This window comes from Planomicrobium stackebrandtii (assembly GCF_030814955.1).
Classification (GTDB): domain Bacteria; phylum Bacillota; class Bacilli; order Bacillales_A; family Planococcaceae; genus Planococcus; species Planococcus stackebrandtii.
Genome location: NZ_JAUSWB010000002.1, coordinates 411,947 through 424,853, shown reverse-complemented (window position 1 = coordinate 424,853; position 12,907 = coordinate 411,947). Strand labels below are relative to the sequence as shown.

14 protein-coding genes are annotated in these 12,907 nt (G+C 45.3%); all 14 read right to left on the bottom strand.

The genetic code is table 11. The features are described from left to right. Positions 1-205: 205 nt before the first annotated feature. A complete protein-coding gene (locus tag QOZ98_RS05665; protein ID WP_142827145.1) occupies positions 206-439 on the bottom strand; it encodes a DUF1146 family protein in 234 nt (77 codons plus the stop codon). A gap of 443 nt (positions 440-882) precedes the next feature. Continuing rightward, on the bottom strand, positions 883-1,287 hold the full coding sequence (locus tag QOZ98_RS05660; protein ID WP_308786507.1) for a F0F1 ATP synthase subunit epsilon: 405 nt from the start codon (positions 1,285-1,287) through the stop codon (positions 883-885). Between the two features lie 24 nt (positions 1,288-1,311). Further along, entirely contained in the window at positions 1,312-2,727 is a 1,416-nt protein-coding gene (gene atpD / locus QOZ98_RS05655; protein WP_308786506.1) for a F0F1 ATP synthase subunit beta, read from the bottom strand. Positions 2,728-3,030: 303 nt separating this feature from the next. Further along, a complete protein-coding gene (gene atpG / locus QOZ98_RS05650) occupies positions 3,031-3,888 on the bottom strand; it encodes an ATP synthase F1 subunit gamma (protein WP_308786505.1) in 858 nt (285 codons plus the stop codon). Positions 3,889-3,935: 47 nt separating this feature from the next. Continuing rightward, positions 3,936-5,444 carry a F0F1 ATP synthase subunit alpha gene (gene atpA, locus QOZ98_RS05645; protein WP_142827141.1) on the bottom strand — a complete coding sequence of 503 codons (1,509 nt, stop codon included), beginning with the start codon at positions 5,442-5,444 and terminating at the stop codon, positions 3,936-3,938. Between the two features lie 28 nt (positions 5,445-5,472). Further along, positions 5,473-6,003, bottom strand: coding sequence for a F0F1 ATP synthase subunit delta (locus QOZ98_RS05640; RefSeq protein WP_142827140.1), 531 nt, complete (start codon positions 6,001-6,003; stop codon positions 5,473-5,475). Next, positions 6,000-6,521, bottom strand: a complete 522-nt coding sequence (atpF, locus tag QOZ98_RS05635) for a F0F1 ATP synthase subunit B (RefSeq protein WP_142827139.1) — start codon at positions 6,519-6,521, stop codon at positions 6,000-6,002. The genes QOZ98_RS05640 and atpF overlap by 4 nt, the downstream gene beginning before the upstream one ends. A 161-nt stretch (positions 6,522-6,682) precedes the next feature. Beyond that, positions 6,683-6,907 carry a F0F1 ATP synthase subunit C gene (atpE, locus tag QOZ98_RS05630; RefSeq protein ID WP_006829234.1) on the bottom strand — a complete coding sequence of 75 codons (225 nt, stop codon included), beginning with the start codon at positions 6,905-6,907 and terminating at the stop codon, positions 6,683-6,685. Between the two features lie 58 nt (positions 6,908-6,965). Then, the gene (gene atpB / locus QOZ98_RS05625; protein ID WP_142827138.1) at positions 6,966-7,676 is read right to left on the bottom strand and encodes a F0F1 ATP synthase subunit A; all 711 of its coding nucleotides are present in this window, start codon (positions 7,674-7,676) and stop codon (positions 6,966-6,968) included. Between the two features lie 27 nt (positions 7,677-7,703). After that, positions 7,704-8,075: an ATP synthase subunit I gene (locus tag QOZ98_RS05620; protein WP_308786504.1), complete on the bottom strand. Its 372-nt coding sequence runs from the start codon at positions 8,073-8,075 to the stop codon at positions 7,704-7,706. 1 nt (position 8,076) lies between these two features. After that, complete coding sequence (locus tag QOZ98_RS05615) at positions 8,077-8,298, bottom strand: AtpZ/AtpI family protein (protein ID WP_142827136.1); 222 nt, start codon at positions 8,296-8,298, stop codon at positions 8,077-8,079. Positions 8,299-8,530: 232 nt separating this feature from the next. Continuing rightward, a complete protein-coding gene (wecB, locus tag QOZ98_RS05610) occupies positions 8,531-9,649 on the bottom strand; it encodes a non-hydrolyzing UDP-N-acetylglucosamine 2-epimerase (RefSeq protein WP_308786503.1) in 1,119 nt (372 codons plus the stop codon). 19 nt (positions 9,650-9,668) lie between these two features. Beyond that, entirely contained in the window at positions 9,669-10,298 is a 630-nt protein-coding gene (gene upp, locus QOZ98_RS05605; protein ID WP_142827134.1) for a uracil phosphoribosyltransferase, read from the bottom strand. Between the two features lie 215 nt (positions 10,299-10,513). Next, the gene (locus QOZ98_RS05600; protein WP_308786502.1) at positions 10,514-12,688 is read right to left on the bottom strand and encodes a bifunctional diguanylate cyclase/phosphodiesterase; all 2,175 of its coding nucleotides are present in this window, start codon (positions 12,686-12,688) and stop codon (positions 10,514-10,516) included. Positions 12,689-12,907: the final 219 nt, after the last annotated feature.

The following is a 12,907-nucleotide window of genomic DNA, read 5'->3' as shown; positions in this document are numbered from 1 at the left end:
TTCGTCCTGACAAAACATTATTCGATTGGGATATCATATTTATGTCCGTCAGGGTGAGAAAAGTCACGTTTTAAATTCATCCTTCTAGACCTTTTCCCCACTGTACCATGCTTAAACATGGAATGAAATTTTATTTCCCAGGAAATAAAAATTTTGCCGTTTTGCCATAGCCATGAGCTTCAGGACCATGGCAAAACGGCAAGTATTAAAACAGATAAGGCAATTGCCTTGACCAAGATGAAATATTTAGGAAAAAAGTAGATACCATGGTCCCAATTGCAATACTAAGAAAAACATAGAGAATTTGAGCCTGCAAAACGTGATGTTTGTGGATCCACTTTTCAAACATTACTGCCCGCATTGCGTAAAAAGCGACGCCGCTAAAAAAAATATGGCTAAATATTGAAATTAAAGCCGTTTGCCCAATCATGGTCTCCATCTTATCCATCCTCTCACAAAATAGAAAAAGCGGACAAAAGTCAATTGCCCTTCTGTCCACTTCTGCTTTTCTTATTGTCCAGCCTCGGCGGCTAGATTCTAGGGTCATAAGCTACTCTGGCTGTCCAGTTGCAAGTGCCTAGCTCTTCGGGACATAAGTCAACCCAGCTGTGTGGCAAAAAACGCCACACTGCTGGTCTGCCTTATGCCTGTCAGAGCTGAACAGGCACTTTCACTTTTCTTTCTGTGCGGCTGAAAAGATGCCACTTCGCCATTCTGCCTTAAGCCCGTCGGAGCTGAACGGCCGCTTGTGCTTTTCTTTGTCTAGACTCCAACGGCCAACTCCTCGAACTTAAGCTGCCCTTCCTATGCGGCAAAAAGCGCCGCTTCGGAAGTTCAACTTAAGCCTGTCGGAGTTGAACGGCCGTTTTCGCTTTTCTTACTTTAAATGTTACCCTCATAAACGTTGATACGATTCATCGCACGCTTTAACGCCAATTCTGCACGTTTAAAGTCGATTTCATTTTTATTTGCCTGCAAAAGTGATTCTGCACGTTTAGCGGACTCCTGAGCACGTGCCAGATCGATGTCTGTTGCGCGTTCAGCCGATTGTGCAAGAATGGTCACTTTTTCAGGGCGGATTTCAAGAAATCCACCGTTTACAGCAACCAATTCTGTCGAGTTCTCTTTTTTCAATCGGACTGCACCGATTCCAAGAGGAGCTACTGTCGGAATGTGGCCGGGCAGAACGCCCATTTCGCCTGTTGCTGTAACTGCAATAACCATAGATACTTCTGAATCGTATACCGGGCCGTCGGGAGTGACAATATTGACTGTAATGGTCTTCATTTTTTTCCCTCCTGGTCCCTGGTTTTAGACTTCTACGCCCATGCCTTTTGCTTTTGCAATAACATCTTCAATGCGTCCGACCAAACGGAAAGCATCTTCTGGCAAGTGGTCATATTTTCCATCAAGAATTTCTCTGAATCCTTTGATCGTTTCTTGAACAGGAACATAAGAACCTTTTTGGCCAGTGAACTGTTCAGCAACGTGGAAGTTCTGAGAAAGGAAGTTTTGGACACGGCGTGCACGGTTAACCGTCAGCTTGTCTTCGTCACTTAACTCATCCATACCAAGGATTGCAATGATATCCTGTAATTCCTTGTAGCGCTGAAGCGTTTCTTGAACTTCACGTGAGATGTTGTAATGCTCTAGGCCAACAATTTCAGGTGACAATGCACGTGAAGTAGAAGCCAGAGGATCTACCGCTGGGTAGATACCCATCTCAGAAAGTTTACGTTCAAGGTTAGTTGTTGCGTCCAAGTGGGCGAAAGTTGTAGCCGGAGCCGGATTCGTATAGTCATCGGCTGGCACATAAATCGCCTGGATTGAAGTTACAGAACCAGTGCTTGTTGTCGTAATACGTTCCTGCAATTGACCCATTTCAGTCGCAAGTGTCGGCTGGTAACCAACGGCAGATGGCATACGGCCAAGAAGGGCCGATACCTCAGAACCTGCTTGCGTGTAACGATAGATATTATCAATGAATAGGAGTACATCCGCGCCTTGTTCGTCACGGAAATATTCAGCCATTGTCAAAGCAGACAAAGCAACACGCATACGTGCGCCCGGCGGCTCGTTCATTTGGCCGAAAACCATTGCCGTTTTCTTGATAACGCCGGAATCGCTCATCTCGTGGAATAAGTCATTTCCTTCTCGTGTACGCTCACCAACACCGGCGAATACTGAAAGACCGCCGTGCTCTTGAGCAATGTTGTTGATCAATTCCTGGATAAGAACTGTTTTACCTACACCAGCACCACCGAAGAGACCGATTTTACCACCTTTGATGTAAGGGGCAAGCAAGTCAACAACTTTGATACCTGTTTCAAGAATTTCAACTTCTGTGGAAAGATGTTCGAATGTAGGCGCTAAGCGGTGAATCGGATCACGGCGCTCTGTAGCAGGAATCTCTTCCCCTAAATCGATAATTTCACCAAGTACGTTGAATACGCGGCCCAATGTTGCTTCTCCAACTGGAACAGTAATAGCGCTGCCCAAATCGGTTACAACCGACCCACGCTGCAATCCATCAGTGGATTCCATCGCAATTGTACGGACTGAATCATCACCGAGGTGAAGAGCCACTTCAAGCGTCAAAACGACTTGAGCTTGTCCGGGACGATCAATATTTACAGTTAGGGCATTGTAGATAGCTGGAAGTTGGCCGTTAGCGAACTTGATATCTACAACCGGTCCCATAACTTGAAGAACGTGTCCTGTGTTCATGCTGTTCCCTCCTGTCTTACTTTTTTAAAAACTTCCTGTCAGGGAAGCTCGCAGTTTTTATTGTCCAGACTTCAGCCCCCAGATTTTCGGGTCATAAGCCGCCCCATGTCCAGTTGCAGTGCCCAGCTCTTCGGGATGTAAGCCACTCTGGCTGTGCGGCTGAAAACATGCCGCTTCGCCAGAGCGTCTTACCCCTGTCAGAGCAGAACAGGCACTTTCACTTTTCGTGCAATGTGGCAAAGAGCGCCACTTCGCTGTTTCGTCTTATGCCCGTCAAATCTACACGGGTGCTTACGCTTTTCTTTATTCCAATGCAGCTGCTCCGCCGACAATCTCAGAGATTTCCTGAGTGATTGCCGCCTGGCGGGCACGGTTGTATTGAAGTGTCAATCCGCCGATTAAATCAGACGCATTGTCGGTCGCGCTCTTCATTGCTGTCATAGATGCAGCATGTTCACTCGCTTTGCCGTCAAGAAGGGCCCCAAAGATCAAGCTTTCCGCGTATTGTGGAAGAAGAACTTCCAAAATCGCTTCTGCTGAAGGGTCAAACTCGTAAGATGCAGTAGACCCTGTCGGTTGAATATCCGTCAGCGGCAAGACTTTTGTCTCTGTGACTTCTTGTTGAATAGCTGAAACAAAGTGATTGTAATACATATAAACTTCGTCATACGTACCATCTGAGAACATACCAACAGCTTTGCGCGTTATTTCTTTAATATCCGAAAACGTCGGATGGTCCGGAAGCGCGATTGCACTTTCAAGGATGGTCATTCCCTGTTTTGTAAAGAATTCCTTCCCTTTCCGGCCGACACTCAGGATAACAAAGTCGTCATTGGATGTATGCCGTTCACGGATTCTGCTCGTGACAGTACGAAGAATATTACTGTTATATCCACCTACAAGGCCACGATCTGATGTAATCACTAAATAAGCGGTTTTCTTCACAGGCCGCGCAATCATCATCGGGTTGCTTGTGTCCGAAGACCCAGCTGCGATGGATGCTACTACATCCTGGATTTTGTCCATGTAGGGAACGAACGCTTTCGCATTCACTTCCGCACGGCTTAGTTTAGATGCAGAAACCATTTGCATGGCTCGTGTAATCTGGCTCGTTTTCTTGGTTGACGTAATTCGTGTTTTTATATCGCGTAAAGATGCCACTGGTATTTCACCACCCTATTATTTTTTCTTCATATTCGACTCTAGAACTACTCTGATTTTGCGAATGTGCGTTTGAATTCATTGATCGCTGCACCAAATGCGTCATCAGCAGGTAAACCTTGAGTTGTACGAATAGTATCCAAAATTTCTGTGTGGTTTTTATCTAACCAGCTTGTCAATTCAGCTTCAAAGCGAGAAATGTCGTTGATAGCGATATCGTCAAGGAATCCACGAGTCAACGCATAGAAAATAACAACTTGTTTTTCAACTTTGATCGGGTTGTTCAAATCCTGTTTCAAGACTTCAACAGTACGTTTCCCACGCTCGATTTTCGCAGCAGTTGCAGCATCAAGATCTGAGCCGAACTGAGAGAATGATTCAAGTTCACGGAAAGATGCTAAGTCAAGACGCAATGTACCCGCAACTTTTTTCATTGCTTTGATCTGAGCTGAACCACCAACACGTGATACAGAAAGACCCGCGTTGATCGCTGGGCGTACACCGGAGAAGAATAGATCCGATTGAAGGAAAATCTGGCCATCCGTAATCGAGATAACGTTTGTTGGAATATATGCAGAGATATCGCCAGCTTGCGTTTCAACGAACGGCAATGCTGTGATTGATCCTGCTCCAAGAGTTTCGTTCAACTTCGCAGCACGTTCAAGCAACCGTGAGTGCAAGTAGAAGACATCCCCCGGATAAGCTTCACGGCCTGGTGGACGACGAAGCAATAGTGAAAGTTCGCGGTAAGCAGATGCTTGTTTTGTTAAATCATCATAGACGATCAACACGTGCTTGCCTTCAAACATGAATTCCTCAGCCATTGTGATGCCTGCATAAGGAGCAAGGAACAATAATGGAGCTGGCTGTGAAGCCGAAGCGGTTACAACGATTGTGTAATCAAGTGCTCCGTTTTTGCGGAAAGTTTCTACTACGTTACGGACAGTAGATTCTTTTTGTCCGATTGCGACATAGATACAGATCATGTCTTGGTCAGATTGGTTCAAGATCGTATCGATCGCTACAGAAGTTTTACCTGTCTGGCGGTCACCGATGATCAATTCACGCTGTCCACGGCCGATTGGCACAAGTGCGTCAATCGCTTTGATGCCTGTTTGAAGTGGTTCATGAACCGATTTCCGGGCCATAACCCCTTGTGCAGGGCTTTCAATTGGACGTGATTTTGTCGTGTTGATTGGTCCAAGACCGTCAACAGGCTGTCCAAGTGGATTTACTACGCGTCCGATAAGTTCAGGTCCTACCGGTACTTCCATAATGCGGCCAGTTCGACGCACTTCATCGCCTTCTTTGATGTCTGTGTATGGGCCAAGGATAATGATACCAACGTTGTTGGCTTCCAAGTTCTGCGCCATACCAATAGCACCAGTTGAGAATTCTACAAGTTCTCCAGCCATGATGTTGTCGAGGCCATGAGCGCGCGCGATACCATCACCAATGGTGATTACTGTACCAACGTCGTCAACTTTCATCTCTGATTGATAATTTTCAATCTGTTGTTTGATCAGACCGCTGATTTCTTCAGCTTTGATGCTCATGTATGTCACCCTCTCATAATTTCATAGATTAACCGATCAATTGACGCTGCAGACGTGCCAACTTCGTGCTCACGCTGCTGTCGTAAATGCGGTTTCCGATTTGAAGACGCAATCCGCCGATTAACGATGGATCGATGATGTTTTCAATTCGTAAAGATTGTTTGCCGATTTTGCTTGCAAATACAGTAGAGATGGATGCGCGTTCTTCCTCAGTCAAAGGACGTGTAGAATAAACTTTCGCATCTTCAATTCCCTGTGCATCGTTGGATAAAGCGACGAACTCGTCAACCAGTGAGCCGACTTCGTTCAAACGTTTGCGTTCTGCCATCAATTGAAGTGTATTTACGACAAACGGATTTGCCCCATTGAATACTTCATTGATCAAGTTTGTTCTTTTATCAGCAGAAAGTTTTGGAGAAACGATCAAATTGTAAAGTTCTGGAGTCATTTCAAAGACTTTTTTCACTTCACGCAGATCCTGTTCTACATCCAATGACGATCCATGCTTTTGAGCGACTTGGAACAATGCTAGAGCGTAGCGTTCTGCAACTTGACTCACTGAACTTCGCCTGCCTTCGCAATCGTTTCGTTAATCAACTGGCGGTTGTCTTCCTCAGAGATTTCTTTTTCAAGCACTTTCGTAGCAGCAAGCAATGACAATGCCACAACTTCTTCACGAACAGCTGAAATAGCTTTATCTCTTTCGTTGGCAATTTCCTGAACCGCAGCATCTTTCATGCGGCCAGACTCAGCGCGCGCTGTTGTAATGATTTCCTCACGCGAAACTTCGCCTTGCTTTTTAGCGTTTTCGACGATTTCCTGTGCTTGCGTACGCGCATCTTTAAGAAGGCTGCGCTGCTCTTCAAGCAACTTATGAGATTCTAGACGGCTGTTTTCAGCAGTTTCGATTTCACTTTTGATCAAATCTTCACGCTGCTGCATAATGCCCATCAAAGGACCCCATGCGAATTTCTTCAAAAGCAACATTAGCAAAATGAAGATAACAAGTGTAGCGAGAATGTCTCCAATATTCAAAAACTCCCCGGTTGCACCGAGTACAAGGTGATCAAAAAACACGATTGTTTCACTCCCTTCAAGAGCCTAAAATACAATTTCTTCTATAGTAAGATCTTTATCTGTTATAAGATGAATTTTCAAAAGAAAATGGGTTCATACAAGTTTAAATGGCGAAAACCATATCGAAGCATCCCCACCATTTAACTTTTTGTATAAAAATACTATTGGTTCATAACGATGAACGCGATAACTACAGCGATGATTGGCAATGCTTCAACCAATGCAACACCGATGAACATTGTTGTTTGTAGAACGCCGCGAGCTTCTGGCTGGCGTGCGATGCCTTCAACTGTTTTTGAAACGATAAGACCGTTACCGATACCTGCACCTAGTGCTGCTAAACCTACTGCGATTGCTGCTGCTAATAAACCTAATGAACCTGTCATTGTAATGTGTCCTCCTCAGGATAGTTGTTTTTTTGTTTGCTCGATGAGCAGTTTATACTCAATGGTCGTCGGCAACTTTATGCGATAAATAGACCATCGTCAACATAACGAAAATAAACGCTTGGATTGCCCCGATAAAGATCGAGAACCCTTGCCATAACATCATTGGCAAAATGCCTGCTGCAAATCCGAAAATACTTGCTGATGCGAGGCCTGCCAACAAAGTTAACAGGATTTCCCCCGCGTAGATGTTACCGTAAAGACGCAGACCGAGTGTCAGCGTATTTGCGAATTCCTCAATGACTTTTAGCGGGAACAGGAATGGCATCGGCTTGATGTAGCCTGCTGAATATCCTTTAAGCCCCTTCAGCTTGACGCCATAATAATGGCTCAAGATAAGCACCATTGCGGCTAATGTCATCGCTACTGTCGGATCTGCTGTTGGTGATTTCCACCAAAGATCTCCGTTGACGACTATTGCAAATGGAAGCCCTAACATATTCGAAACAAAAATGAACATGATCAGAGTGATTCCAAGTACATGGAATCGGCCACCATCTCTCCAATCCATATTGCTGTTGATAATCCCTTTTACGAAATCCATGATCCATTCCATGAAGTTCTGCATGCCCGTTGGTTTGAGCTGCAAATTCCGTGTAGCGATAAAAGCAATAAGGAAGACGATAAGAGCGGCTACAAGTAGCATCATAACGTTGGATAGGTTGAACCAGATCCCGAACACCTCGAGCATAGGAGCGCCATGATCCACGATAGTTTCACCTCTCTTTCCACATTGTTAATGGTGTTTCACGTGATACACAATCCGCTCTGTCAATAACAGAACGTAAGGGACCATCAACCCAATTACTGTACTGACCAAGTGAATATGCTCTGCGAATAAAATAGCAATCGCTACAGCTGCAACACCTGATGCAAACCGTAATGCCGTTCCAAGCGAACGAACTTTCGAGCCTTCAGCCACCGCACGGTCGAATTTCTCCATCCGGCGAACCAGAATCCACATATTGTAAATGCCGAACAAAGTTCCGATTATGAGACCCGCGAACACCTCTTGATAAGGGGTAAACCCCCAACCAATAACGCAGAACGCCAAGATGAAGAAAATCATCTTTTTCAGCCTGGTATATATCTCCCTAAGTCCATCCATTTTACTTGTCTCCTGATTCGAATTTGCGGACAGTCTGAAGCATTGCCCAAACACCGGCAGTGATGCCTATGAATAGGCAGATGATCATGAAAAACGGGGCGGTCCCGAGCCTGTCATCGAGCCACATACCTGTGAACACACCGATGAGCACGGACCCGACAAGTTGTGAGAGGATGGCGCTGTAAATTGCCATCGCTTGTAAGGGACTTTTTGTTGGGCGCATGATAACCCCCTCGAACTTCGTTGATTTGACATTAAACCCTTAAAAAGAGCCGTCGCATCAGGCTTCCAAAACAACATAATCTATGTAAGAAAACCTTCTCATGCATACCCTTTGTAAGCATACATTAGGGGTAAAATCATGTCAATTAGTAGAAGTGAAAAACTTCACAAGCGATTTTCCTCTGACATATTGTTGACAAACTTTAAGAAAAATGTCCAATTAACCGTTTCTTTTACAGCTTCGAAAAATAAGCATGAAGCCCTTCGACGATCCGGATAGATGCTTTGCCGTCTCCGTATGGATTGGATGCTTGGGACATGGATTTGTAAGCTGCCTCGTCCGTCAGCAATTCCTTGGCCATTCCGTAAATCGTCTCTTCATCTGTCCCCGCAAGCTTCAAGGTTCCTGCAGCAATGCCTTCAGGACGCTCCGTTGTATCCCGGAGAACCAGCACCGGCTTGCCGAGTGAAGGCGCTTCTTCCTGAATTCCGCCAGAGTCAGTCAATATAAAGAACGAGCGGGCCGCAAAGTTATGAAAATCCAAAACTTCGAGCGGTTCAATTAAATGAATTCGCGGATCACGGCCCAATACTTCATCTGCCACTTCACGTACAGCGGGATTCATATGCACCGGATAAACCACTTGGATGTCGTCATGCTCTTCGATCAGCCGTTTGATGGCACGGAACATATTGCGCATCGGCTGTCCCAGATTTTCACGGCGATGTGCCGTCAGCAGGATCATGCGGTCAGTGCCGATTTTCTCCAGTATGGGATGCGTATACGTTTCACGCACCGTCGTTTGAAGTGCATCGATGGCCGTGTTCCCAGTAATGTAGATGGTTTCCGGCTTTTTGTTTTCGTCCAGCAGGTTCTGAGCTGATTTTTCAGTTGGTGAAAAATGAATATCTGCCAAGACTCCCGTCAATTGACGGTTCATTTCTTCAGGGTATGGCGAATATTTATTGTGCGTACGCAATCCTGCTTCGACATGTCCAACGGCAACCTGATTGTAAAAAGCGGCAAGGCTGGCAGCAAAAGTTGTCGTTGTATCGCCATGCACCAGAACAATATCCGGCTTTGCTTCTTTCATGATTCCATCAAGCCCCTGCATCGCACGCATGGTCACATCGGTTAATGTCTGGCGATCTTTCATGATGTTCAGATCAAAATCAGGTGTGATTTTGAACGTCTCCAACACCTGATCCAGCATTTCGCGATGCTGAGCCGTAACCGTTACCAACGGTTCGATGGTTTCGGGGTATTTTTGAAGTTCCAAAACAAGCGGCGCCATTTTGATGGCTTCAGGACGCGTACCAAATATCGTCATTACTTTCCATTTTTTCGTCAAGCTGATGTACCCCACTCTCTTATTTTGTTCCGAACAAACGGTCTCCAGCGTCTCCCAGACCTGGAACGATATATCCTTTTTCATTCAGCTTCTCATCAAGTGCCGCAATGTAGATGTCCACATCGGGATGCGCTTCCTGGAGCGCTTCTACACCTTCAGGAGCTGCAATGATGCACATGAAACGAATTTTTGTTGCGCCCCGTTTTTTCATGGAATTGACAGCTTCGATTGCAGATCCGCCTGTAGCAAGCATCGGATCGACAACGATAAAGTCACGCTCTTGCACATCAGATGGCAGTTTCAAATAATACTCGACCGGCTGCAGCGTGACAGGATCACGGTACAAACCGATGTGCCCGACTTTAGCGGCTGGAATCAATTTCAAAATCCCATCGACCATGCCGATGCCCGCACGCAAAATTGGTACAACACCCAATTTTTTTCCGGCAAGCACTTTGGATGTAGCCATTTGAACCGGCGTCTCCACTTCGATTTCCTCTAAAGGCAAATCGCGTGTGATTTCAAATGCCATCAATGTGGCAATTTCATCGACCAATTCACGAAACTCTTTGGTGCCTGTAGACTTGTCACGGATGTACGTCAGTTTGTGCTGAATCAGCGGATGATCAAAAACGTATACTTTTCCCACGGCCTATCTCTCCTTTTCAAACATTATCTTAAATAGTATAACAGAAAATCATTGGCCCTAGTTGCCAGATCCCGCTTTGGCATTATTCAGTTATTTTCGCCTATACTTTATTTCTCCACAGAAAAAAACCGGGAAGTATTTCCCCCGGTTCTTCTTTAGTGCAAAAGATTTTTGAAAAAAGGCTCGAAATTTCGCCGCAGGCTGCGGACTTCTTTCTATAATAAAAATGCTTCGTTCAGCGGCATCGGTTTGTAGAACAGATAGCCTTGCCCTACTTTGCAGCCGAGAGCCAATAATGTCTGGCGATCTTCTTCAGTCTCCACACCTTCTGCAACTGCGCGCATGTTCAGATTTTCCGCAAGCTGAATGATGGTTCGGATGATTGCCAAGGTTCCCGGCTCACTCATATTCGCAATGAAAGAGCGGTCGATTTTTAATTCTTCGACGGGCAGCTTCTGCAAATAGCTGAGCGATGAATAGCCTGTCCCGAAATCATCAATCGATGTTGTAAAACCGCAATGTTTCAAATGCTTGAATACTTTATTGGCCGTTTCAATATCCACAAACCCAATCCGCTCTGTAATTTCCAATTGGATCCACTGCGGATCTATGCCGTACTTTGCCGTCATATCCATCAGATGCGGCACAAAGGAATGATGAAAAAAGTGATCGGCAGATATATTGATAGCTACTTGCTGGAGCTTCAGGCCCTGCTCGACTCTCTTTTTCATCCAGGCCAATACATGCTGGAGAACATTTCGCTCCAATAAACGAATCTTGCCGTTTTTTTCCGCAGCCGGAATAAAGATATCCGGAGGAATTATCCCCAGCTCTGGCGATGTCCACCGCGCCAGCGCTTCGAAACTTAGGATTTTGCCGCTTGCCAAATCAACTTTAGGCTGCAGGTGAACACCGACTTCGTTGCGCCGGAGTGCGGCTGTCAATTCGTTGGCGACGCGCAGATCTTTCATCATGAATTCGTCATGTTCGCTCTCAAAATAACAAATGGATTCGCCTGTCCGAAGCTTTGCCTGAGACAATGCACTGTCAGCACAACGAATCAGTTCTTCCGAATCCTTCTGATGCGGAGTCACAATCGCTATCCCCATTTTCAAAGTCAGGAACAATTCCATATCTCCGACAGTGATCGGCTCAATCAGCCCATGCAGCAAATGCTCCAGGTACTCTGGAATTTTCGTGAAAGGCGTCATGCTGTACATCGCCAATGTTGAATCTGAAAACCGTGCAATCAAGTCTTCCGAAGAGTGTTGCGACAGCATCAACCGTTTGCCAATTTCGTTTATGATGGTATCACCTGCACTATGGCCGTACTGGTCAACCACTTTGACATATTCATCTGTTGAAATAAAGGCGACAAAGCCTTCCTTGTTTTCTTTCAGCAATTCAACGATTTCGTTTCTGAAGAAATTCCGGTTGGGCAAATCGGTGTTTTCGTCTATATAGGCAAGCCGCAAAATCTCTTCCTGCTGCTGGGAGTATTTGATCGCCAATGAAGCAATTGAGGCGATTTCTTCCATAAACGCCAAATCTTTTTCATGGGGTATTGATGATGCAGGAAAGTACATGCCAAAGGTGCCGATTGCGGTTCCTTCCACACTCTTTATTGGAATAGACCAGCTTGAAACAAGGTTAAATTCCTTCACTAGATGCTGATGATTCCGCCATAAATAATCTGTACTCATATCCTCAGTAATTACCGGCTGCTGACTATGATAAGCCGCTCCACAGCTTCCAATATCTCCCTCAGCTACAAGGCCGCTGATTGCATCCAAAAATCCTTGCGGCATGGAATTTGCAGCACCAATTTTGTAAATTTCAGTCTCATCGATCAACAAAACCGTGCATTTTGCGCCGTCAATAAAGAACGATTCCGCAGTATTGCAGATATTCTGAAGGAGCGCACTCAACATATAGCCTTTTTCAATTCCCGTATAAGTCTCTTTTTGGAGCTTAATCAAGGCTTCTGCACGCTTACGGGCAGTAATGTCGTGCTGCAGCATTAAAGTAAATTTAAAGTTTTTCTCTGGAAACGACAAAGGTTGAACCGTTATTTCATTCCAGAATGGCGTCCCGTTTTTGCGGTAATTGACGATTTCCACGATGCCGCTTTCGCCGGCATCCACGCAGGCACGTATTTTGTCGCTTGCTCCTTTGGCGGTTTTTTCGCCATGCAGAAAACGGCCATTTCGTCCGAGCGTTTCCTCTTCGCTGTAACCAATCATTTTATAAAAGGCGTTGTTGGCATAAACGACAGGCTGGTTTTCCATTTCCGAATTGACGATCAAAAACGACGTGTGGAATTCAACACCAAGACGGCGCAGCCACTCCATGATTACCTTTTTATCTCTCTTTAGTTCATGCGTATGCATACGACGCGTCCCTCCTATTGACAATTCTATGTATTCAAATGGGTTAAAGGATTATCTTTTCTCACGGCTTTGGACATCGTTGAGAAACTCCTTAAAACTAAGAGGAAATTTATTTTTCTGGTATCTGGGTTAAAAATTTTGACGCAAATCAGCTCTGTCTTCTGGCCCATAGGTTGTTTAAAGTTGGGCTTCAGTTTAACTTACTTAGGGAAAAAATAC